Raw genomic sequence first — 23,756 nt, forward strand, 5'->3', positions numbered from 1 at the left:
CAGCCCAGCGGGGATAAATCCCCTCGCCACAGAGACCGGCTCTTGTCACGGGGCACAAGTGCATTCACTCCTCGTCGCTATCGTCCGCCTTCCAGTAGCCCACGGCCTTGACGTAATCCGGGTCCAGGCTTTTTTCCTCCAGCAACACTTTGCGAATGCGCCGCGACACTTTGCTTTCGGTGGCGACCCAGGCATACAGCTTGCCGGCGGGGACTTCCAGTTGCCTGACCGTGGCCACCAGATTGTCCTGGCGGCCTTCGCGCAGCACCCAGATCACATGGACCTGCGCCGGGCTTTGCAGCACTTGCTGCTCGGCGCCGTTTTCCACTTCCACCACCACCAGGGCCCGGCGGTTCGGCGCCAGGCCTTCGAGGCGGCGGGCGATGGCGGGCAGGGCGGTTTCATCGCCAACCAACAGGTAACTGTCGAACACGTCCGGCACGATCATCGAGCCCCGCGGCCCGCCGATGTCGAGGTATTGCCCCGGCTTGGCCTGGGCCGCCCAGGTGGCTGCCGGACCGTCGCCGTGCAGGACGAAGTCGAGGTCCAGCTCCAGGGTATCCAGGTCGTAGCGGCGCGGGGTGTAGTCGCGCATGGGCGGCATTGCCGCCTGCCCTTTGCCGGCGCTGGGGTCGAAGTGCTCCAGGGCGGCGTGCTGCGCGGCGTCCTGCGGGAAAAACAATTTCACGTGATCGTCCGTGCCCAGGCTGACGAAGCCTGCCAGTTCCGGCCCGCCGACGGTGATGCGGCGCATGCGCGGGGTCAGCTCCACCACCCGCAGCACTTGCAGGCGACGACGCTTGATCTCGTGGTTGACGCGGTGAATGGTGGTTGGATCGACTTCAGTCATGGCTTGACTCCGAAACAGGTGGACGGTCGGGGCCGTCGATGATGGCTTTGGCAGTCTCGTTGAGCAGGTCGCGGATGCGCAGGATTTCTTCTGGATTCCAGCGCGCCTGGTGCATCTGCAGCGCGCGACGCAAGTTGACCACCGCTTCGTGGATTTCCGCCGGCCGCCCTTGCTCGCGCAGGACACGCTTGCTGGCCTCGATGCGTACCCGCACACCGTCCAGCGCCTCGGCTTGGTCTCGAAGGAATAGACGTCCGGCGTCGGTGGCGCTGTAACATTTTTTCCCGCCCTCGGCGTCGCGCAGGACCATCTTACCCATTTCCAGCTGTGTCAGCGTCGGGTAGATCACGCCGGGGCTGGGGGTGTAGGCGCCGTCGAACATGGACTCGATCTGGCGAATCAACTCGTAGCCGTGGCAAGGCTTTTCGGCGATCAACGCCAGCAACAGCAATTTCAACTCGCCGGCCGCGAACACCCGGGGGCCGCGCCCGCTGCGTTCGCGACCGGGCGGGCGCCGTTCGAAGCCATCGTGATGACCCTGGTCGCGAGTGGAGGGGAAGTAAGGGGCTGTCATCTTTCTGCTCTCTGTTCGGCATCAATAGAACCGAGATATATCTTTGATTTCAGATATATCTTCGCCTATAGATATATCTTGTCTTGGCGATATATCTTAGTTGCGTCCTACACTAAGTGAAATAAGACCTTACCTGAATCCCCCATGGTTGCGGGATGAATCGAAAGTGTCTGCGAGCCTTTTCCCCTTTGGCTCTTGGGAATGTGGGAAGCCTCTTACATTAAAAGTTACGCTTTATCGAAAGTTGCGTATTTTTCGCTCTTTTGCGTGCGCGATTTACTACATGACTGTGCGAACTTTCCTGCTTATTTTTAATTAAAGAGCGACGATCATGCAGCGGCGTTGAGGGGGCATGCCAAGGTGTATTTGGCCTGCCACTTCAACCCTTCTCTCTTTATTGCTATGAACAGGTGTTAACCCATGCTCATGAAAATCGTAACCGCCGCTTCCCTGACTGCTGCGGCCCTGAGTTCTTCGCTGGCTTTCGCTCTGGATGATGCACGTTCGGCCATCCACATCACCGCGAACATCCCGACCCAGCAGTTCCATGTACAACCGCGCGACGGGAACTGGGGTAAGGACGAAACCATGAACTACAACACGGTCAGCGGTACGCTGACGTCGCTGCGCCAGACCTATGACGTGAAGAACACCGAAGGTTCGGTCAATGCCTACATCGAAGGCGGCCCGGCTTCGCTGTACAACGGCAGCGATGCCATCGCCCTGACCACCACCTTCAATGGCATCACCCTGACCGCCCTGTCCCAGGAAGTGGTCGACGACGCCACCTCCACCCCGGGCACCCAGGCTGAGATGACCATCACCGCAGCCAAGCCGCTGGCGACCCAGAACGGCCTGTACACCGCCGACATGACCGTCATCTTCGACGCCGTGCCTCGCCCGTAAGGCCCCCGCTGCCCAGTGATCCCCACCTCATCCCAGGGCAGCAGCAGGTCGACCGGTTCTCCCCGACCGGTCGACCCACCCCGAAACGCCCAGAAAGCTCGCTGATTATGAGAGTCCGTTGATGTTTCCGATGACACCCATCGCGGGTGCGTTCGCGCTGCTGTTGTGCGCCAGCGCATTGGCCGCGCCGACTGCCCCCGGTACCACACCGACCAGCCTGCTGTCCCAGGCCAAGGGCCTTCCGGCGGAATTTGAAGCCCACTTCTTCGACGTGCCCCTGGCGGTTCGTATTGAGCTCAATCAGCAGTACCTCGGTGAAGCCATGGTGGTCTTGACGCGGGACGATCGCATTACCCTGCTGGAATTCACCGACACCCATGACAGCACGGTCAAGGCCGTGGAGCGGGACCAGTGGGAGCAGACGCTCAAGCAAGGCCAACGGCTGGGCGCCTGTGAAAAGAACTGCACCGCCGGGCTCCTGGCCGTGCACTACAGCCTTGAGAACTCGCTGGTGTCGATCCTCACGCGCGATGTCGAACGCGGTACCCACACCCAGCGTTATCACGACCAGCCCCAGGACGGCAGCCTCGGGCTGATCTTCAACAACCAACTCAATCTCAACGGTGGCCAGCAACAGGACACCGGCGGCCGCTATGGCCTCAACGCCAGTTCCAGCGTCGGCAACTGGAGCCAGTCCCTGGACCTCCAGCTCTCGCGCCTGGGCGGGCCGGACGACAAGCTCTACCACGCCGTCCATGAACTGTTCACCCAACGTGAACTGGAAGGGCATTTCTTTCGCCTTGGCTATTTCACCCCCAGCTCCGATGGCTTGAACCGGCAGATCCGTTCGTTCGGCGCCAACCCGGACACCGCCCTGGGCGTGATGTACGGCAGCTCCGACAGCCTGGTGATCGACAACCCCAAGCCCAGCGTCTACCCCATTTACGTCACCGCCAGCCGCCAGGCGTCGGTGGAGATCTATCGCAACGGCCTGCTGATCAACAGCCAGGCCGTCAGCGCCGGCTTGCAAAGCCTGGACACTCGCCCGTTGCCCGGCGGGATCTACGAAGTGGAAGTGCGGCTGATCGAGGACGGGCAAACCACCGCCACCAGCCAGGAGCTGGTCTACAAGCCGAACAATTGGAACAGCACCGAAGAGCGCTGGCGCTACAACCTGTTCGCCGGCCGCGAGACCCGGCTCTGGAGCAACTGGGAAGACCAGCCCTCGGGGTTCACGACCGCGGGGGGTGGCGTCAACTACCTGCTGCACCCACGGGTGATCGTTGGGGGTTCCACGCGCCAGGTGCAGGACAAGCTGCAGGTCGGCACGTCGATAGATTGGACCCTGGCCTCCCACACCAGCCTGTACGCCAACGTCTACCACACCGAGCAGTACGGCAACGGCATGGACGTGCAGGCCCTGTACAGCTATGGCTTGGGCAGCGTCGTCGCCAGCCACAACCGCAGTTGGCTGGACACCCGCAACACCTACGAAACCCTGCCGGACGGCACCCGCATTCGCCAGCGCAACGTGTACGTCGGCCAGACCAGCAATTCCTCGCTGTCGGTCAATCACCGCTTGAGCAGCAAGTCCTCGATCAATGGGCGGCTGGCCTACAGCGAAGGCAATGTCCAGGGCACGGGCCTGGACCTGGGTTGGACCCAGCGCGGCAAGCTGCGTGGCAGCGACGCCAACTGGCGGCTGTCGGTGTTCGACCGCCCTGGCACGTCGAGTACCAATGACCGGCGCAATCGCGGCGTGGACCTGAGCGTCAGCGTCGCCTTGGGCGGGCCAGGCGAATACTGGTCGGGCAGCATCGGCACTCGCACTTCCCGCGAAGGCGACCGGGACAACAATGCATCGCTGACCTATCGCCGGGACCTTGAGGATCATGTGCTGCAAAACGTCTCCGCCACGGCCCTGGCCGACACCTATGGCGTGGGCCTGTCCGGCATCGCCAGCTTCAGCACCGAATCGCTCTACGGCGACGGCTTCCTGCAGCGCTCTTCCTACAACGACAACCTCACCGGTGGCCTGAACCTGAGCAGCACGGTGGCCATCGGCGGCCAGAAAGCCGTCTTCACCGGCCTGCCCCAAGGCCGTGGCGCGGGGATGATCGTCGATGTGGAAACCGACCTGGACGACATCGTCCTGCGTGCCGATGACCTGACCGGTGGCTCCACCACGTTGCACCCGGGCCGCAACTTCGTACCGATCACCGCCTACCGCAACAGCATGGTGACCTTCGACTTCGAGGGCGTGCACCCACCGGCGGCGAGCATCGAGCCGGCACGCACCCGCTATCACCTGAACAAGGGCGGCGTGGATTACCGCAAGGTCAGTGTGATGAAAACCGTGACCGTGCTCGGGCGCCTGCTGGACGAACAGGGCGAGCCGCTCAAGGGCCACCACGTGATCAACCACGCCAGCCGCGGTGTGAGCGAGGCGGACGGGTTCTTCTCCATGGAAATGAATGCCGCTTCGCCGACCCTGGAAGTGCGCTACGGCAATGAGCTGTTCTGCCGCTTCCGCCTCGACCCGGAAAACGCCAGCAACGAAGGCGATGTGCTGATGATCGGCGATCTGCGCTGCACGCCGGACAGTCTGGCCGATAGCTCGCTGGCCGCCGCCCACAACGACCGGCAGCGCTCCTGAATCCTCACGTGGCGCGGGAGAGCAGGGCGCTCCCCGCGCGAGGATTCTTCCCCCAACTTGCAGGGATTCGCTTTGATGGATGAGGTTGTATAGATGAAATGTTTACCGGTGGCTGTGAGCAGCATCGTCTCGATGTTGTTGCTTGCCTGCGTGCCTGCTGCCAATGCCGTAAGCCGGGATATCACTGCGATATTCAGGCCGGATGCTTCGAAGCCTCACGAGAATGTGTTCCTCAATACCACCCCTATTGGTGGTTACTGCCAGCATCAACCGACGGTATGCGAGGCCAAGAAACTATCCAGCATTTTGTTGCCCGTGACTTTCGATTCAACCGGACCCATCCAGGCAAATCACACCGACCCTCGCAAGGGCGCAATGTTGAGTGTTCCCACTCAATGGCGCGAGCTCCAGGTAATCCATTCGGAGACAGGAGAAACCGAGACCGTAGAGTTTCGCTGGGCTGGTATAGGAGCGACCTATCGACTCCCCGTGTCCGCACCCAGTCTGGTTGGTGGGGGGGTATCTAACTGGACAGCTCATGGCCGATTGTGGGGCGGGAAGACCTGGCAAAGCGCGCCTGCGCCCTGCCAAGAGGTTGGTTTTATAGGTTATAGCGATAAAGACTTTCCGTTTATCTGGTGGACGCCGACTGACGGCGTATGTGCCAAAAAGGCTAGTTATGCCGTTCCCAGCCTGAAATATCTCTCGGTGAATTTTGCCTACGAATTGCGTACACCCAACCCGTTGAAAATGTCGTCTGGTCGATACACAGGTTCACTGAATTACACCATCGGACCGGGACAAGATTTTGATGCAGGCGACGTCATGATCCCTACCGACTCGCTGCTGACGCTCAATTTCAAACTCGACGTCGAACACACCCTCAAGGTCGAAGTCCCTCCCGGCGGCAATCGCGTGGAACTGGTGCCCCAGGAAGGTTGGCAATCCTGGCTCAACAGCGGGCGCAAGCCTACGCGGCTGTTCCGTGACCAACGCTTCCATATTTCCGCCTCTTCGCGTTTCAAGATGGCAATCGAATGCCAGTACATCAGCGGCAACACCTGCGCGATGTCCGAAACCGACACCGGTCACGCCGTGCCGGTGGACGTCAGCGTGACCCTGCCCGATGGCTTGATGGACGGCGCCGGGCAACCGGTCAACCGCCGCCGGCTGTTGCGTGACGGCAGTGGCACGGAGTTGTTCGAGCCCAGCTTATACGTCGACCGCAGGCTCGGGATGCTGCATTTCGAAGTGGGCCGCAGCAGCGTCGAAGCGATGCTCGACACGGGCGCCACGCGCTACACCGGGGATGTCACGGTGATCTGGGATTCGGAAGTTTAAAGGGCACGGATTGGCCTGCCTGAGGCGAAAGGACGGTGATTGATGAAAGGTCTACCAGTAGCAGTGCGTAGCATGGTTTCGGTGATGGTGTTGGCCGGCGCATCGGCGGCCCATGGCGTGAGCAAGGAGATCACCGCCGTCTTCAGGCCCGATCCCTCGAAGCCCAACGAGAACACCTTTCGCAACACCACGCCGGTTTCCGGTTACTGCGCTTCTAACCCGGCGGATTGTGAAAGGGAGAACGTATCCAGCCTGCAGTGGAACATCAACTCGTATTCCAACGCGCCCATTCAGGCCAATCATGCGGACCTGCGGCAAGGGGCGACATTCCATGTGCCTGCCAATTGGCGTCTGGCGCAGGTCACCCATACCGGCACGGGCGAGACTGAGATCGTCCAGGTGCGCATCGCCGGCATCGGCTCGATGTACTTCCTGCCGGTCAGTGTGATCGATCTGGTCGGAGGCGGCGTGGACATGGGGACCGCCCATGCGATGTTGTGGGGTTCGACCTGGAAGTACGCCCCTGCACCTTGTCGATCCAGCAGTGAATCGGGTTTGAACGACCGCGCCTACTTTTTCTTCTGGAAAACCCCGGTCGAAGGCAACTGTGCCAAAAGAGCCCGTTACCTGATTCCGGGCATGGAATACACCTCCATGAACTTCGCCTACGAACTGCGCACCCCCAACCCGCTGAAGATGTCGTCTGGCCAATATACCGGCTCCTTGGTCTACAGCATCGGCCCGGGGCAGGACTTCGACTTCGGTGACCTGATGATCCCCAACGAATCGGTGATCACCCTCAATTTCAAGCTCGATGTCGAGCACACCCTCAAGGTGGAGGTGCCCCCGGGTGGCAACCGGGTGGAACTGGTGCCCCAGGAAGGCTGGCAAGCGTGGCTGAACAGCGGGAGCAAACCGACGCGGCTGTTTCGCGACCAGCGCTTCCATATCTCGGCTTCGTCACGTTTCAAGATGAGGCTCGAATGCCAGTACGTCAGCGGCAACACCTGCGCGATCTCGGAAACCGGCAGCGGCCATACCGTGCCGGTGGATGTGCGCGTGAGCCTGCCCGAAGGTCTGGCAGACGTTGGCGGCCAACCGGTCGACCGGCGTCCGTTGTTACGCGATGGCAGCGGGACCGAACTCTTCCAGCCAAGTGTTTACGTTGATCGTCGGTCCGGGATGCTGCATTTCGAAGTGGCCCGGGGCAGCGTCGAAGAGATGCTGGACACCGGCGCCAAGGCTTACTCCGGCAGTGTCACGGTGATCTGGGATTCGGAAGTCTGAGTGGCCTGCCGGCCAAATTTTTTGTGAGTTGCGTTTAATGCATGAGGTCAAGCAAGTGATGAAACAACTATGGGCATGGGTGGGTATTTCTCTGTTTTGCGGCGTGGCCCAGGCCGGGCCGCAGATCGGTGTCGGGGTGGTCTACGACTACCTGGACGGCAACAAGACCACCTACATGAAGCGGGTGTTCAACGGCGGGACGTCGACGGCCTTCGTCAAGGTGAACATCCTGGAGATCATCTACAACGAGGACGGCACCTACAGCGAGGTGCCGCTGCAGAACCAGGCCAGTGCCCAGGCCAGGGATGGCCTGATGGCCAGCCCGGCGCGCCTGATCGTGCCGGCCAACGGTGTGCAGGGCACGCGGTTGTTGTTCATGGGCAACCGCGACAAGGAGCGTTACTTCCGCGTGCGTTTCGTGCCGGTGGTGCCGGAAGCGGAAGACGAATTCGCCGTCAGCGCCGAGGAACGCGAAGCCTATAAGAAAGAGCGCGTGGCCGCCGGGGTCAAGGTGTTGGCTGGGTACGGCACGGTGTTTTTCGTGCGGCCCAAGGACACCCGTTTCGACACCGTGATCGATCACAGCGCCACCCGCTACCAGTTGCGCAACAACGGCAACAGCGTGGTGGTGATCGACGAGTTCAAGGACTGCGAAGCGAAAAAAGAAAACGAATGCCGCCCGACCACCAAGCATCACGTCATGAAGGGCCGCACGTTCGCGTTCGACAAGGAGGCGGGACGTGAGTACCGCTTCACGCTGATCGAAGGCAGCAAGACCCAGAACGTCGAGATCAAGGGCTGACGGCTGTCGCCGAACCGTCGTTGACGCAAGAGGTAAATCAAAATGATCAAGACACGGCTACGCCCTCTCGCTTTGACCGCCCTGGTCATGCCCTGGTCTTTGGCCTGGGGGGCTGTCGAGCGGGAGACGTTCGAACTCTACGTGACCATCCCGACGGCCGACTTCTATGTGTTGCCACTCGACCCGCAGCTGGTCCAGCGAGAACAACGGCTGCCGTTCAGCACCATCACCTCGGACCTGAGCCCGTTGCGGGCCATTTATGAGGTGAAGAACAGCAACGGCTCCATTGGCGCGCGCCTCGGCGAGGAGGCCTACCTGTCCAATGGCCGCGACCGCATCGACTTGCGGGTGCGCTTCAACGGCGTCGAACTGACCCTGGATTCGACCCAGGTGGTCTCGGCCACCGAGGCCCGTCCGGGCCGCCAGGTTCCCCTGGAAATCGCCGCCATCAAGCCCGATGACGACTACAAGCCTGGCGACTACTACGGCACGGTGCACATGGTGTTCGACGCCACGGCGCCATAGCACTGGATAAAGATCATCGAAACAACACAAAACCCTGTGATGCAGATGATTTGAAGCAGCACCGATCGCCTGTGGCGAGGGAGCTTGCTCCCGTCGGGTGGCGAAGCCGCCCCGTTGCCAGGGTTGGCAGTGATGGCATGGATGCTTCTTTAAAAACAACGATGAAAAAAGGTAGCAAGCATGTTGAAGAAATGTATATCCGTCATGGCCCTGGGCGCCGCGACCATGAGTCCGTCGCTGGCACTCGGAGCCGATGATGCGCGTTCAGCCATTCATATCAAGACGAACATTCCCACCCAGCAATTCCATGTCCAGCCACGGGACCCGGAGTTCGGCAAGCACGAGGTCATGCATTACAACCCCTTGAACGACGACCTGGGCATCTTGCGCCAGATCTTCGATGTGAAGAACACCGAGGGTTCGATCCACGCCTACATCGAAGGCGGCGCGGCGTTCCTGTCCAACGGCAATACCAGGATCCCGTTGAGGGTCCGGTTCAACGAAGTCCGTCTGGACGGCTTGCCGCGGGAAGTGGTGGACGATGCGTCCTCCACGCCCGGCACCCAGGTCGAGATGACCATCTCTGCCGATGCGATGCCGGCCCAGCGCAGGCCGGGCTTCTACACCGGCGACTTCACGGTGATCTACGACGCCGTGCCGCGGATCTCCGCTTGACCCACCCAGTTTCTCTACGGCTAAAAGGTATTTGCCATGTTCGATAAAAAGGTCTTTGCAATGGCTCTGGGCCTTGTTGCCTCGAGCGTTTCGCCGCTGCACGCGGCCGATGATGCCCGTTCGCCGATTCACATCACGGCAAACATTCCCACCCAGCAGTTCCATGTGCAGCCCCGGGATCCTGAGTTCGGCAAGGATGAGGTCATGCATTACGACCCGGTGACGAGTCAGTTCAGTACGATACGCCAGACCTTTGATGTGAAGAACACCGACGGGTCGGTGCATGCGTACCTGCCGGCTGGCCAGCCTGCGTTGACCAACGGCAGCAGCGATATTCCGCTGCTGGTGCGGTTCAACAACGTCACCCTGACCGCTTCGCCCCAGGAGGTGGTGGACGACCCCACGTCGACGCCAGGTACCCAGGCCGACATGGTCATCAGGGCTTCGGCCTTGCCTCTGCCCGGACAGACAGGTGTGTTCAATGCCGATTTCACGGTCATTTTCGACGCCGTGCCGCGGGTGAACCCGTAATCCGCGCGCCCGTCACTGGCGCGCCACCAACGGCTTGCACTGGGTATGACTGCCCGGCTGCAAGTAGGGCGAGAGGAATGGGGCCATGCCCTTGAGCACCTGTACCGGCAAGGCCGAGGTGAACCTGAAGTTCTGCGCCGACGCCCCCGGGACATAGGCGGTGAGGGTGCCGAAATGGCTGTCGCCGATGTAGAAGACGAAGGTGGCCGTGCGATTGATCGACTTGGAGCTGAGGATGCGCCCACCGGCGCCGATGGCTTCGATGCGGTTGTCGCCGGTGCCGGTCTTGCCGCCCATGGCCAGTGGCGTGCCGTCGTCCAGCTTGAAACTGCCGGCCACCCGTTTCGCGGTGCCGGCATCCACCACCTGGGACAATGCCCCGCGCAGGGCCCGGGCCACGTCCACTGGCATCACCCGCTTGCCGTTGTCCGGGTCGCTGACCAGCCGTGTTTCGTACGGCGTGCCCACCGCGAAATCCAGGCTGTCGACCCGCAGCGCCGGTTGGCGGATGCCGTCGTTGAGGATGGTGCCCACCAGTTCGGCCAAGGCCGCCGGGCGGTCGCCGGAGCTGCCGATGGCGGTCGCCAGTGACGGCACCAGGTGGTCGAACGGATAGCCGACTTTCTGCCAGCGCTGGTGGATATCCAGGAAGGCTTCGATTTCGAGCATGGTGCGAATGCGACTGTCGCGGGCGCTCTTGTGCCGGCTCTTGAACAACCAGCTGTAAACCTCCTGGCGCTCGAATTCGCTGGCCTTGACGATCTGGCTGAACTTGGCGTCGGGGTTGTTCAACAGGTACCCCATCAACCACAAATCCAGAGGGTGGACCTTGGCGATGAAGCCCTGGTCCGGCAGGTCATAGGCGCCGGGGCCATAGCTCTGGTAGAGCCGCTCCAGGCGTTCGTCGGTGAGTTTCTCGCTGCTCTTGACCGACTTGAGGTGCGAACGCACGAACAGGTTGAAACTCTCCTGGCTGTCACCGGGAAAGAAATAGCGGTGCACGGCGGCCAGGCGGATCGCCGTGGGGTGCATGCTGTCGAGGAAGGTTTCCAGGCGTTCACCGGTGTCTTTCTTCTGGTACTTCTTCCAGAACCTGAGCAGGAACGAGGTACCTTCGCGATCGGCGAACTGGGCCAGGTATTCCTGGCGGCGCGGGTCGCTGTCGTCCTTGAGCAACTCGGCGCTGTTGCTGGGGCCGGCGTAGGTGGCATAGCGCACCAGGTCGCGCATCAGGCGGATGAACGGCAAGTTGATCGATTCGCGCAGGGCGTCGCGCAGGGTGGGGTTGCGGCCGTTGTCCTCGTTGCGAAAGTTATGGAAGGTGTGCAGCCCGCCACCGGTGAAGAACGCCTCGCCGGGGCTGGCCGAATAGGTACGGTCCAGGGCCGCTTCGAGCATTTTCGGCAGGCTGCGGTCGCTGTTCTGGCTCAGGTAGTCGACGGCCCAGCGGGACAGGCGGTCCTGCTCGGCGATGTCGGTTTTTCTCAGCTCCGCCGGGGTCTTCTGGGCGTAGCGATCGTGCAGCTCGGCGATGATCTGCAGGTAGGTGGTGAGCACCCGCAATTTGGCGGTGGAGCCCAGCTCCAGCTTGCTGCCTTCATTGATGTCGAAGGGCTGGTCGGTGCTGTCGGTCTGCACCCGCACCCGCGAGCCGTCCGGGGTCAATTCCAGCAAGGTGAAGCTGTAGCGCACCTGGGTGGTACTGGTGGGGGTCAGCAGGCGCTCGCCCATGAGGCCGATCTCGGCCGCGAACGCCGGGTCGGCCAAGCGCTTGAGGTACTGGGTGGCCTGGGCCTGCAAGTCGCTTTGCAAGGTGCTGGTGGCCGACAGGTCCAGGCGATCGAGGTCATAGAGCGGGCGGTCGAGCAGCGTGGCGAGGCGACTGCGGGCGGCGCTGATGCCTTTGTTGGTCTCGTTGGGCTGGATCGTCGGTTGTTGCACCCAGTCGCGGTAGCTGACCTTGCTCGCCAGGGCGGCAGCGGACAGGTCTGCGTCGATCACGCCGTTCTGGGCCAGCAGGCGGATGTGGCTGTCGGTCAGGCGCGCCAGTTCGTCGTGACCCTTGGTCAGGTAATGGGAAGGGCGGCGCTGGGCGATCATCAACGACAGCATTTCCCGCAGCGCCAGGCCTTTTTCGGCCAGGGTCTGTGGGTCGGTGGCGGTGCTGAACAGACGTTCGTTGGCCCGGTTGAAATCGGCGCCGTACCAGACCCGCAAACCTTCGGCCATGCCATGCACTTCACCGTGCCCCGGGACGGCCGAGAGCGGCACGCTGTTGAGGTAGTCACGGATCACCCGCTGCCGCGCCTCGAGGGTTTGCGGGCCGCCCTGGTAGGCGCGCACGCTGGCGGAGATCATCTGGCGGATCTTCTCCGCGCCCGACACGGTCAAGCCTTCAGGGGAGTGGCGGTATTTTTCCAACTGCGTCGCCAGCGTGCTGCCCCCGGCGGACTGCCCCGGCAAGCTCAGCAGCTTGGCCACCTGCGACCACGCCGCCATGGCGAAGCGCGGCCAGTCCACCGCCGGGTTCGCCAAGGGCTGCTGCGGGTCGAGCAGGAAGCGGTTTTCGATGAACAGCAGGCTTTGCACCACCACCGGCGGAATCGCGTCGAAACTGCCGTACAACTGCTGTGGGTACTTGAACTGGTACACCGGCGCGGCGCGGCAATCGGTGATGGTCAGCCCGGCCTGGATCTTCTCCGTATAGGGCACGAACAGGCCTTTTTCGACGTAGTCCATCAGGGCCGGTGAAAAGCGCGCCTGGGCCTGGATCACGTAGTCGCGCTTGAGCAACCGCGGCAGGAACTCGCCCAGCGAGCTGTAGCCCAGGCGCCGGTCGAACGGACCCGCGCCGGGGTAGACGATGGCATCGCTGGGGCCAGGTTGAACCGAATAGGAAAGGGAGTCGGCGTACTTGCTGATTTCCCGGGCCTGAAACCGCGAGGTGCGCATTTCCTTGGCCACCGCCAACCCGACCACCACCACGATGATCAGCAACAACAACCAGAACGCCCGCCAGCCATGCCGTACACGGGGCTTTTTTTGGGGTGAGGGCGCGTCTTCCATACGTTCAGTCGGGACCACAGGTTTGTTCGAATCGGTATGCCATAAAGCGCCCATAGTCGACTGATCCAATTAAGCAGATTGATCGGACTTGCTTGAAGCTTAGACGGTGGTTGGCGTGGGGGGAGGGGAAATTGTGGGTGGGCAGGTGCCATCAAGGCTGCGATGAACTTTGTGGCGAGGGGATTTATCCCCGTTGGGCTGCGAAGCGGCCCCATTGCAATTGACTCAATCTGTCTGACAGACCGAATGGGCTGGTTTCAGGGCTGCTGCGCAGCCCAGCGGGGATAAATCCCCTCGCCACAGGTGAGTAGAGGACTTCAAAGCCATGCGGCGTCCCAAAGGGGGTAGTCGCCGATACGATCCGCCAGCCCGGCACGAAGGGGATTGGCAATAATGTATTGGGCAAAAGGCAGGAGGTCTTCGTTATCGCGGATGGCCCGGTCGTGAAAACCACTTTGCCAGAGTGGGCCAGACGTTCCGGCCCAACAGTTGAGACGTCGAGTGCATCGGGCTTTGACGGCGCCGATGACCTGGCTCAGAGAGCCTTCGTTGATCTGCAGCAGCCAATGGAAATGATCCGGCATCACCACCCATGCCAGTGAATTCACTTGGTTTGAGTCATGGGCGTGCTTGAACTCGGCAACCAGCAGTCGTCCAACTGTCCAATCAGCAAAAACCGGACGTCGTCGATGGATAACTGCGGTTACCAGATAAGCTCGTCCTTGCTCTGAATAGCGACCTTGACGCAAGCGATGAGAATTGGGGTATGGAGGCATTCCTTGATTCCAGTGAAGGGATTCAAGGCAGCGTAGTGCCGCGGCTCTTGCCTTGGTGCTGAAAACGTCGAGCGAAATGTCCGTGGGTTTTGTAGTCCTGTGGCGAGGGGATTTATCCCCGTTGGGCTGCGAAGCGGCCCCATTGCAATTGACTCAATCTGTCTGACAGACCGGATTGGCTGGTTTCAGGGCTGCTGCGCAGCCCAACGGGGATAAATCCCCTCGCCACAAGAAGGGTGTTGCTTGTAATGCCGGTGTTAGAGCCATCGGTCGTCGCACTCGTACCTCGCTTTTTCGCTTGACGTTTGCCCGCCAATACCGCGTTTGTCCACTGAATTTCCTGTAATCTCAGTCAATGCCTCTCCAAAAGAACCGATTTTGTTGAGGCTTTCCCCTGAATAACCCAGGTTTTACAGTGAAAATCTCTATCGCAGGCTTTTTATACTGCATGGCCCGCTGATCCTGAGGCTGTCGTTCCACAGGACGGCCTGTCCACAAGACAGGCCCGGTTTCGGCAAGGTGGCAGGCTTATCGGTCTGCGCCTTGGAGACTCGGTGGTTAATCCAATAACAAGACGAGGTTGTTCCCTATGCCAGTCGGCAATCATCTGCCCCATGGCGAGACCGCTCAGGGTGGTCCGCTCAAACGTGAGCTCGGCGAGCGGCATATCCGCCTGATGGCGCTTGGCGCATGCATCGGTGTCGGGTTGTTCCTCGGTTCGGCCAAGGCCATTGAAATGGCCGGCCCGGCGATCATGCTCTCCTACATCATCGGCGGCCTGGCGATCCTGGTGATCATGCGTGCCCTCGGCGAGATGGCCGTGCATAACCCGGTGGCCGGTTCGTTCAGCCGTTATGCCCAGGATTACCTCGGCCCTTTGGCAGGCTTTCTCACCGGCTGGAACTACTGGTTCCTGTGGCTGGTGACCTGCGTGGCGGAGATCACCGCCGTCGCGGTGTACATGGGCATCTGGTTCCCCGATGTGCCGCGCTGGATCTGGGCCCTGGCGGCACTGGTCAGCATGGGCTCGATCAACCTGATCGCGGTCAAGGCCTTCGGTGAGTTCGAATTCTGGTTCGCCCTGATCAAGATCGTGACCATCATCGCCATGGTCATCGGTGGCGTTGGCATCATCGCCTTCGGGTTCGGCAACGATGGCGTGGCGCTGGGTATTTCCAACCTCTGGGCCCACGGCGGCTTCATGCCCAACGGCGTGACGGGCGTGTTGATGTCCCTGCAGATGGTGATGTTCGCGTACCTGGGCGTGGAGATGATCGGCCTGACCGCCGGTGAGGCGAGGAACCCGCAGAAAACCATCCCCAACGCCATCGGCTCGGTGTTCTGGCGGATCCTGCTGTTCTACGTCGGCGCTTTGTTCGTGATCCTGTCGATCTACCCCTGGAACGAGATCGGCACCCAAGGTAGCCCATTCGTGATGACCTTTGAGCGCCTGGGCATCAAGACCGCCGCCGGGATCATCAACTTTGTGGTGATCACCGCGGCGCTGTCGTCCTGCAACGGCGGCATCTTCAGCACCGGGCGGATGCTCTACAGCCTGGCGCAGAATGGCCAGGCCCCGGCTGGCTTCGCCAAGACGTCCACCAACGGCGTGCCGCGCCGTGCATTGCTGCTGTCCATCGCCGCATTGCTGCTGGGTGTGCTGCTCAATTACCTGGTGCCGGAAAAAGTCTTCGTCTGGGTGACCTCCATCGCCACCTTCGGCGCGATCTGGACCTGGGTGATGATCCTGCTGGCCCAGCTCAAATTCCGCAAAAGCTTGAGTGCTTCCGAGCGTGCGGCCCTGAAGTACCGCATGTGGCTGTACCCGGTCAGCTCGTACCTGGCGCTGGCATTCCTGGTGCTGGTGGTGGGGCTGATGGCCTACTTCCCGGATACGCGAGTGGCGTTGTACGTGGGGCCGGCGTTTCTGGTGTTGCTGACGGTGTTGTTCTATACCTTCAAGTTGCAGCCGACCGGGCAAGCCCGGGGTTCGATGGATGCCGTTTCGTAAGTTGCCAACCATGCAGTAGAAATGCCCCGGGCGAATGATCGGGGCTTTTTGGGGGCCATGTCGATTACGTCTCTTTGAATGCTGTCCAAGGGGCAAGTCCCGAGGGCGTTGCATATGAATGTATCGCTGGTTTTCGATCGCGCGCTCGACCGTCGCCAAGTGGCGTGTTTTTTCCTCTTGGCGACCCTCCTGTATGCCTTGCCACTGATCCTCGCTGATTTTCGCTACATCGACGATAGTTGGCGAACGCTGGAGGCGGGCAACGCCTGGGCCGGCGAGGGGCGCTGGTTCACTGACCTGCTGTATCAGGTGCTGTCCTTTTCCGGCGCCGCGCCGGATATTTTTCCGCTGCCCCTGCTGCTTGCGATCTTGGCAGTGGCCCTGGCTCTGGCCCGGCTGACCTTCCATTATTTCCCTGAGCCGACACTCGCCTGTTGCCTGGTACCGTTGCCCCTCTGGTACAACCCTTTCCTGTTGCAGAACCTGTCGTATCAATACGACGGCCCGAGCATGGCCCTGAGCCTGGTCGCGGTTATCTACGCCGTCACCTGTCGGGGGACATCGCGCCTGCGACGACTGTGGGAGCCGGCGGCCTGGTTGGTGCTGGCGTTCGGGCTCTACCAGATCAGCCTCAACGTATTTCTGGGGTTGGTCTGCCTGGATCTGTGCCGAACAGTCTGCAACCGGTGGCCGTGGCGGCAGTGCTTGGACCTGCTGGGAGACAGGTTCGCCCAGCTTGGCCTGGCCCTCCTGGTGTACTTCGCCATGGCCTTCTGGCTGATGGGAACGGAGCGAACCGCGTTGCTGAACTGGAACGCTGATCCATTGATGCAGTTGGGCATCAATCTCGCCACGGTGCTACAGAAGGTTGCCCTGTTGTTCCACGGTGGCTACGCCTGGATATTGGCCGTGCTGGTGCTGATTGCGCTGATGGGGGCCATGGGGGTGGGCCGCCGGCTTGAGGGAGGTGAGGAGCCTGGTTGGAAAACATGGCTCCTGGGCCTGCTCTGGCTACTGACATCTTTGATACTGGCGCTGTTGGTACCCGGCATCACGCTGTTGTTTCGTGACTTCAATGAGGGGGCCCGCACACTGATGGGCTTCGGTGTGTGGTTGATGCTGCTGTTCTATCTGGCTTACCTCGCGCTGACGCCACTTCATCGTCGATTACCAGCGTTGCTGATTATTCCATTGCTGGCGACCCTGTCACTGTCCTTTGCCTATGGTCGGGTATTGACCCTGCAAAAGACCTTTTCCAGCGGCGCGCTTTATAGCTTGGCGCATGACATCACTTCCCGTCGCGAGCTGTATGAGGCCAAGCGCATCTATATGTCAGTGACTTATTCCGCCCATTGGCTGACAAGTGCCTGCGGCTCGTTCAACCAACTGCCGGTCCTGCATTACCTGCTCAATGTTGATTACTTGCTTCTTCCGGAAAGCCCGCCGTTCCTGGGTATCACTAACGTGGTGATCGAACGGGAGCGGCGCAATGCGACCCGAGTCGGTTATCGGGGTTATCCGCCGCTCGTGGACAACCTGTACTACCGGATTTATCTGCTGGGCGACTATGGCTTCATTGTCATGAAGGAGCCGTCGCGGACCCGCGCGCCGCTGTGCTAGCCAGCGGCGCCCCCGGAAAACCGCAGTGTGGAAATTTTTTGCTGTGGGCGTGTTCAAGCCGCCACGGTTTCCATCGGCTCAAAACTGTCCGCCCGCGCCATCTGCCACATCCGCGAATAAAAGGCTCCATTGACCTCGCCCGTCAGCAGTTCCCCGGGCTTTAAGAACACATGCAACTGCGAGAACAGCTTCACCTCGGTGGCCGACATGCGCCGCACCAGGTGCTTGGGCTGCAATTGCGACGGGTGTTCCAGGCCGGCGGCGGCGAGCATTTCGGCCAGGGCCTTGAGGGTGTTGCGGTGGAAGTTGTAGACCCGCTGGGCCTTGTCCGGGACCACCAGGGCGCGTTGGCGCAGGGTGTCCTGGGTGGCGACGCCGGTGGGGCATTTGTTGGTGTGGCAGCTTTGCGACTGGATGCAGCCGATGGCGAACATGAAGCCGCGGGCGGCGTTGGCCCAGTCGGCACCGATGGCCAGGACGCTGGCGATGTCGAACGCGCTGACGATCTTGCCGCTGGCGCCGAGCTTGATCTTGTCCCGCAGGTTCAGGCCCACCAGCGTGTTGTGCACGAACAGCAGGCCTTCGCGCAACGGCACGCCGATGTGGTCGGTGAACTCCACCGGTGCCGCGCCCGTGCCGCCTTCCTTGCCGTCCACGACGATGAAGTCGGGCAGGATCCCGGTTTCCAGCATGGCCTTGGCAATGCCCATGAACTCCCATGGGTGGCCCAGGCAGAACTTGAAGCCCACCGGCTTGCCGCCGGACAGTTCGCGCAGTTGTTGGACGAATTGCATCAGTTCCAGCGGCGTGGAGAACGCGCTGTGGCGCGACGGTGAAATGCAATCCTCGCCCATGAGGATGCCGCGGGTCTCGGCGATTTCCCGGGTGACCTTGTGCTTGGGCAGGATCCCGCCATGGCCGGGCTTGGCGCCCTGGCTCATCTTGATTTCAATCATCCGCACTTGTGGGTCTTGAGCCTGGACGGCGAAGCGCTCCGGGTCGAAGCGCCCGTCGTTGGTGCGGCAGCCGAAATAGCCGCTGCCCAGTTCCCAGGTCAGGTCGCCACCGTGTTCGCGATGGTAAGGGCTGATGCTGCCCTCGCCGGTGTCGTGGGCAAAATTGCCCAGCTTGGCGCCCTGGTTCAGCGCGCGGATGGCATTGGCGCTTAGCGAGCCGAAGCTCATGGCCGAGATGTTGAACACCGAGGCGGAATACGGTTGGGTGCACTGCGGGCCGCCGACCGTCACGCGAAAACCACTGGGGTCGCTCAACGGCGCCGGGCGCATGGAATGGCCGATGAATTCGAAGCCGGTCTGGTAGACGTCGATCAAGGTGCCGAACGGTTTGTCGGAGGTCTCGTTCTTGGCCCGGGAATACACCAGCGAGCGCTGGGCCCGGGAAAAGGGCAGGGCGTCGCTGTCGGATTCGAGCAGGTACTGACGGATCTCCGGGCGGATGCCTTCGACCAGGTAGCGGATGTTGCCCAGGATCGGGTAGTTGCGCCGTACCGCGTGACGGCTTTGCAGCAGGTCGAACAGCCCCAGCAGGCTCAACAGGCCTGTCACCAGCGCGAATGGCCAGAGCCAGTCGTGTTGCAGGAACGGCAGGCTGGCGAGGGTGAATATCACACAGCCGGCAAAGAAGGCGTAACGGCTCAGCAGAGACAGGCTCATACGGGTTCCTTGGGAAGGGACAACGAGGGGCATTCTGCGCTGGCCGTGAAAGGATGGGCAACCGGCGATGAGAGAACTTCATGTGCTGAGGGGGCATCTGTGGCGAGGGGATTTATCCCCGCTGGGGCGCGCAGCGGCCCTGGAACCAGACGGCTCGATGCATCAGGCCGACTGAGTCGACTGTTTTGGGGCCGCTGCGCAGCCCAGCGGGGATAAATCCCCTCGCCACAGGTCATGGGTCCGTAAAACACTCTTTGTAGACCGACTCGATGTCACCCCGCCACCTTCATCTGCCGCACCGGCAACTCCACCCTGAAGGTCGTGCCGACTCCCACTTCGCTGCGCACCGTGATTTCGCCGTTGTGTTTTTTCACGATGCCGTAGGACAGCGACAGACCGAGCCCCGTGCCTTGGCCGATGGGCTTGGTGGTGAAGAACGGGTCGAAGATTTTTTGCAGGGTTTGCGGTGGGATCCCCGAGCCGTTGTCGGCGACTTCGATCCAGACGGTATCGCCGTCGACGCCGTTGCGCAGGGTGATGGTGCCGCGTTCGGGGCCGATGGCCTGGGCGGCGTTGACGATCAGGTTCATGATCACCTGGTTGATCTGCGACGGCAGGCATTCGACTTCCGGCAGCGGCGTGTATTGCTTGACCACGTCGGCCTTGTACTTGATTTCGTTGGCGACGATGTTCAGCGTCGAATCCATGCCCTGTTGCAAATTGGCCATCTGCCATTCCTGGTTGGAGTCGACGCGGGAGAAGTCCTTGAGGTCCTTGACGATCTGCCCGACCCGGCCGATGCCGTCCTTGGACTCCTTGATCAACAGCGGGATGTCCTCCACCAGGAAATCCAGCTCCACTTGCTCGCGCAGCGTCCTCAGGTGCACCAGTTGCTCCGGCGAGGCGATGGCTTGCTCGGCGCTGCCGTAGGCCGCGAGCATTTGCTGGAGCTTGCTGAAATAGCCGTCCAGGGCCCCCAGGTTGGAGGAAATGAAGCCGATGGGGTTGTTGATTTCGTGGGCCACCCCGGCGGCCAGTTGGCCCAGGGAGGCGAGTTTTTCCGATTGAACCAGCTGGGTTTCGAGCATCTTGCGTTCGTCGATTTCCATCTGCAGCAGTTCGCTGGCCTGCTTGAACGCCTGGGTTCGTTGTTCCACCAGGTCTTCGAGCTTGCTCATTTTCAACTGGGCGCGGGCGGTCATGGCCCATTTGGTGGTCAGGGTGTTGGCCATCTGCTGGACTTCGATGTTGTCGAAGGGCTTCTTCAGGATCAGCAGGCGGTCGTGGCCATTGAGGCGTTCCAGCAGTTCGTCCCAGGAGTAATCCGAGTAGGCGGTGCAGACCACCACCTGCAGCAGCGGATCGCGCTTCCACAGTTCTTCGATGGTCTTGGCGCCGTCCCAGCCTTCGGGCATGCGCATGTCGACGAAGGCCAGGGCATAGGGGCGTTCCCTGGCCTGGGCGTCGAGCAGTTTGTTCAGGCCTTCCTGGCCGCCATAGGCCGAGTCGAGTTCGAACACAGTGGCGACCGGTTTCGGTGCCTCGCCGAACAGGGCGTTCTCCATGTCCTGCAGGTCGGCGTTGATCTCGTTCTCGGGGGTGAGGATCTTGCGAAAATCCTCATGGATGGCCGGTGTGTCGTCGATCAACAGGATGCGGCGGTTGCTCAGGGTGTTCATGGCTCACCCTCCGCGAGTTTCAGTGGCACCTGCAGCTGGAACGTGGCCCCTTTGCCGGGGCCTTCGCTGTGGGCGGTCAGGCGCCCGTTCATTTCGATGGCCGCCAGGGCGCAACTGTGCAGGCCAAACCCGTGGCCGTCCTTACGCGTGGTGAAGCCGTGGGCGAAGATGCGTGTCATGTTTTCCTCCGGGATGCCTTCGCCTTCATCCTTGACGCTGATCTGCAGGGTCTCGCCATCCACCACGGCCGCCTTCAACGTCATGTTCCGCGCATGATTGGACACCCCCGCCATGGCGTACTTGGCGTTGCTGATGAGGTTGATCAGGATCAGCAGCAGGCGGTGCTTGTCGCCCATGATTCGCGGGACGTCGCCATACTCCTTGATCACCGTGACATGGTGGCGGGTCAGGGCGCCGGAGTTCATGCGCAGGGCGTCTTCGAGCAGTTCGCTGACCACCAGGGGCTCCAGCAGGCTGTTGGCCCCGGCGTAGGATTGCTGGGTCGAAACGATGTCCTTGATGTGGTCCACGCTCTTGCTCAACTGCCCCAGCTCGTCGATCAGGCTATGCTGTTCCGCGGCGATGGCGTCCACCAGTTGGTTGAGGTAGCCGGGCAGCAGCTTGCCTTTTTCGTCTTCGGTGAGGAAATGCCCGAGGTCGTGGGGGTGTTCGTTGACCAGTTGCATGGCCTTGCCCAGCCCCAGCGCCTTGCTGCTGCGCAATTTGCGGCTGACCAGGTCGGCGGAAATGTTCACGCTGTTGAGAACGTTGCCGACGTTGTGCAGCACGTTGGTGGCGATTTCCGCCATGCCGGCCTGGCGGGCGGTGTCCATCAGCTCGCTCTGGGTGTCCTTGAGCTGGCGGGTGCGTTCTTCCACCCGTTGCTCCAGCTCGTCGTTGGCGGTTTTCAGGGCGCTGTTGACCCGCTTGATCTCGGCGAAGCTGCGTACCAGACGGATCGCCAGCCAGATCAGGATCAGCACCAGGAACATCGCGAACACCATCAGGTAGATGTGGTTGCGCTGGTGGAGGGCGGCAGCGGTTTCCTGATCCTTGTCGAGCAGGCTGGTGATGGTGTCCAGCCGGTCCGCCACCGGGACCGCCTCGATGCCCTCCAGCAACTCGTTGACCTGGGGTTGTTCGCGCAGGACCATCGCGATGTGTCGGCTCATGGTGGTCACCGCGTTCTGGAACCCTTCGGGCAGGCGCTCCTTGTTGACGTCCAGCCGGTTCAGCCCAAGCAGTACCTCGGCGGCCGTGTCCGGGGTGGTGAGTTGGGCGAACTCCATGCTGCTGAGCAACAGGTCGTAGGTGTCGATGGCGACGTTTTGCAGCTGCAACCGTTGCTCGTCGGTGAGCCGGGCGAACTGGCCCTGGATATCGTCTTCGGCCGTTGGCAGGAAGGCCAGGGAGTTGCGCAGTATCGCGTGGTGCGACTTGAATTTTTCCACCAGGCGGGTCTTTTCCTTGACCGCCTCCAGATACGCGTCGCGCTGGGTTTCCCAGAGCGTGGGCGCGTGGCGGCCCGAGGCCGATTCGATGGCGTCCAGGCGCTGCCAGAGCCGGGTGATTTCATGCAGCGGCGAGACCAGGGGGTCGTAGTTGTGGGTCAGGGCGATCCGGGTCTTGAGCACTTCGTTGTCCCAGATCGCGTCCTGTTGCTTCAACTGCCGGACCAGGTCCCGGGACTCGATGTACGAGGCGGCCTGTTGCGCACCCGACTGGATGTACATGAACAGCAACACCGAAACGAGCAACACGCCGATGAATGCCAGGCCAAGTCGACGGAGGGCCTTCATAGGGGCTTGCCCTCCCATTCGCCGGTCAGGGTCTTGAGGAACTCGACGATCAACTCGGTATCCTTGCCGGCCGGTTCACGGCCCAACTGGTACTTGAACATCACTTCCACCGCCTGCTCCAGCGTCGCCGCGGAGCCCTTGTGGAAATACGGTGCGGTGACGGCGACATTGCGCAGGCTGGGCACCTTGAACACCTGGCGATCACCTTCATCGCCGGTGACGTTGAAGCGCCCTTCATCGGCCCGGGTGAGGTTGCCCCGGTCCGCGATGTAGTCCCCCATGACACCGAACTTCTGGAACATGTTGCCGCCGATGTTCACGCCCTGGTGGCAGGCGATGCAGCCGTATTCCTTGAAACGCTCATAGCCGAATTTTTCCCGCGGCGTGAGGATGTCGGTGTTGCCCAGCAGGTATTGGTCGAAGCGTGAGTTGGGGGTCAGCAGGGTGCGTTCGAAATCGGCCAGGGCGCCCTGGATATTGGGCTTGGTCACGCCGTCGGGGTAGGTCGCGTTGAAGTCCCTGGTATAACCCGGGTCGTCGGCGATGCGCTTGACCACGGTGTCCCAGTTACTGCCCATTTCCGTGGGGCTGGTGACCACGATGTGCACCTGCTCTTCCAGGGTGTCGGCGCGGCCGTCCCAGAATTGATGGAAATTCAGGCTGGCGTTGAACACCGTGGGGGTGTTGACCTCCACCGGCTTGCCGTCGAAGCCCAGGGACAACGCCTTGTCGTCGGCACCGCCCTTGTCCAGGCGATGGCAACTGGCACAGGACAGGGTGTTGTTCACCGACAGCCGTGGGTCGTTGAACAGCCGCTGGCCCAGTTGGACGCGCTTGGGGTCCAGCGCGGGGACGGGAGGCAGCGGCTTGAGCGGTTCGTCCAGGGGCTCGGCGTGGGCGGCCACACTGAGTCCCATGAACAGGCCGAGAGCCAACAAGAGTCCTGGTGACGCCATCGCAGACTTCCTTGAACGTGGGTTGATGG

Annotated in this window: 18 protein-coding genes; 10 read left to right on the top strand and 8 right to left on the bottom strand. The window is 61.6% G+C overall.

The genetic code is table 11. The features are described 5' to 3' along the window. Positions 1 to 64: 64 nt before the first annotated feature. Both V5F23_RS05270 and V5F23_RS05275 read right to left on the bottom strand, forming a co-directional pair. Positions 65 to 850, bottom strand: coding sequence for a siderophore-interacting protein (locus tag V5F23_RS05270; protein WP_338497723.1), 786 nt, complete (start codon positions 848 to 850; stop codon positions 65 to 67). Beyond that, on the bottom strand, positions 843 to 1,424 hold the full coding sequence (locus tag V5F23_RS05275; protein WP_042731172.1) for a PadR family transcriptional regulator: 582 nt from the start codon (positions 1,422 to 1,424) through the stop codon (positions 843 to 845). Before V5F23_RS05275 ends, V5F23_RS05270 begins: the two co-directional genes overlap by 8 nt. A 420-nt stretch (positions 1,425 to 1,844) precedes the next feature. On the opposite strand from V5F23_RS05275, the gene V5F23_RS05280 reads away from it, so the two are divergent. The 8 genes from V5F23_RS05280 (at position 1,845) to V5F23_RS05315 (ending at position 10,147) form a co-directional block, all read left to right on the top strand. Then, positions 1,845 to 2,330 carry a CS1 type fimbrial major subunit gene (locus V5F23_RS05280; RefSeq protein WP_042731173.1) on the top strand — a complete coding sequence of 162 codons (486 nt, stop codon included), beginning with the start codon at positions 1,845 to 1,847 and terminating at the stop codon, positions 2,328 to 2,330. A 121-nt stretch (positions 2,331 to 2,451) separates the two neighbouring features. Continuing rightward, positions 2,452 to 4,986, top strand: a complete 2,535-nt coding sequence (locus V5F23_RS05285) for a CS1-pili formation C-terminal domain-containing protein (protein WP_338497724.1) — start codon at positions 2,452 to 2,454, stop codon at positions 4,984 to 4,986. Positions 4,987 to 5,811: 825 nt separating this feature from the next. Then, positions 5,812 to 6,327 (top strand): hypothetical protein, encoded by a 516-nt coding sequence (locus tag V5F23_RS05290; protein WP_234407994.1) that lies wholly within the window; start codon positions 5,812 to 5,814, stop codon positions 6,325 to 6,327. A 42-nt stretch (positions 6,328 to 6,369) separates the two neighbouring features. Beyond that, complete coding sequence (locus V5F23_RS05295) at positions 6,370 to 7,614, top strand: hypothetical protein (RefSeq protein ID WP_042731176.1); 1,245 nt, start codon at positions 6,370 to 6,372, stop codon at positions 7,612 to 7,614. Positions 7,615 to 7,672: 58 nt separating this feature from the next. After that, on the top strand, positions 7,673 to 8,416 hold the full coding sequence (locus V5F23_RS05300; protein WP_042731180.1) for a pilus assembly protein: 744 nt from the start codon (positions 7,673 to 7,675) through the stop codon (positions 8,414 to 8,416). An 87-nt stretch (positions 8,417 to 8,503) separates the two neighbouring features. After that, positions 8,504 to 8,941: a CS1 type fimbrial major subunit gene (locus tag V5F23_RS05305; protein WP_237614172.1), complete on the top strand. Its 438-nt coding sequence runs from the start codon at positions 8,504 to 8,506 to the stop codon at positions 8,939 to 8,941. A 180-nt stretch (positions 8,942 to 9,121) separates the two neighbouring features. Further along, the gene (locus tag V5F23_RS05310; protein ID WP_042731178.1) at positions 9,122 to 9,616 is read left to right on the top strand and encodes a CS1 type fimbrial major subunit; all 495 of its coding nucleotides are present in this window, start codon (positions 9,122 to 9,124) and stop codon (positions 9,614 to 9,616) included. A gap of 60 nt (positions 9,617 to 9,676) precedes the next feature. Beyond that, complete coding sequence (locus tag V5F23_RS05315) at positions 9,677 to 10,147, top strand: CS1 type fimbrial major subunit (RefSeq protein WP_234408010.1); 471 nt, start codon at positions 9,677 to 9,679, stop codon at positions 10,145 to 10,147. 12 nt (positions 10,148 to 10,159) lie between these two features. Here the strand turns inward: V5F23_RS05315 and V5F23_RS05320 are convergent, their stop codons facing one another. Beyond that, the gene (locus V5F23_RS05320) at positions 10,160 to 13,267 is read right to left on the bottom strand and encodes a transglycosylase domain-containing protein (RefSeq protein ID WP_047737080.1); all 3,108 of its coding nucleotides are present in this window, start codon (positions 13,265 to 13,267) and stop codon (positions 10,160 to 10,162) included. 263 nt (positions 13,268 to 13,530) lie between these two features. After that, complete coding sequence (locus tag V5F23_RS05325; protein WP_212803438.1) at positions 13,531 to 13,989, bottom strand: transposase; 459 nt, start codon at positions 13,987 to 13,989, stop codon at positions 13,531 to 13,533. A 589-nt stretch (positions 13,990 to 14,578) separates the two neighbouring features. Here V5F23_RS05325 and V5F23_RS05330 point away from each other — a divergent pair. Together V5F23_RS05330 and V5F23_RS05335 are read left to right on the top strand one after the other, a co-directional pair. Next, on the top strand, positions 14,579 to 16,000 hold the full coding sequence (locus tag V5F23_RS05330) for an amino acid permease (RefSeq protein ID WP_042732530.1): 1,422 nt from the start codon (positions 14,579 to 14,581) through the stop codon (positions 15,998 to 16,000). 114 nt (positions 16,001 to 16,114) lie between these two features. After that, positions 16,115 to 17,620: a glucosyltransferase domain-containing protein gene (locus tag V5F23_RS05335; protein ID WP_338498861.1), complete on the top strand. Its 1,506-nt coding sequence runs from the start codon at positions 16,115 to 16,117 to the stop codon at positions 17,618 to 17,620. Between the two features lie 53 nt (positions 17,621 to 17,673). Here V5F23_RS05335 and V5F23_RS05340 read toward each other — a convergent pair whose 3' ends face one another. The 4 genes from V5F23_RS05340 to V5F23_RS05355 form a co-directional block, all read right to left on the bottom strand. Beyond that, positions 17,674 to 19,293 (bottom strand): FMN-binding glutamate synthase family protein, encoded by a 1,620-nt coding sequence (locus V5F23_RS05340; protein WP_123578164.1) that lies wholly within the window; start codon positions 19,291 to 19,293, stop codon positions 17,674 to 17,676. Positions 19,294 to 19,565: 272 nt separating this feature from the next. Then, positions 19,566 to 20,972 (bottom strand): ATP-binding protein, encoded by a 1,407-nt coding sequence (locus V5F23_RS05345; RefSeq protein WP_047737066.1) that lies wholly within the window; start codon positions 20,970 to 20,972, stop codon positions 19,566 to 19,568. Beyond that, positions 20,969 to 22,771 (bottom strand): DAHL domain-containing protein, encoded by a 1,803-nt coding sequence (locus V5F23_RS05350; protein ID WP_047737064.1) that lies wholly within the window; start codon positions 22,769 to 22,771, stop codon positions 20,969 to 20,971. The genes V5F23_RS05345 and V5F23_RS05350 overlap by 4 nt, the downstream gene beginning before the upstream one ends. Beyond that, entirely contained in the window at positions 22,768 to 23,727 is a 960-nt protein-coding gene (locus tag V5F23_RS05355; protein WP_047737062.1) for a cytochrome c peroxidase, read from the bottom strand. Before V5F23_RS05355 ends, V5F23_RS05350 begins: the two co-directional genes overlap by 4 nt. Positions 23,728 to 23,756 lie beyond the last annotated feature (29 nt).

It is taken from the genome of Pseudomonas sp. WP18 (assembly GCF_036689585.1).
GTDB classification, from domain to species: domain Bacteria; phylum Pseudomonadota; class Gammaproteobacteria; order Pseudomonadales; family Pseudomonadaceae; genus Aquipseudomonas; species Aquipseudomonas chlororaphis_E.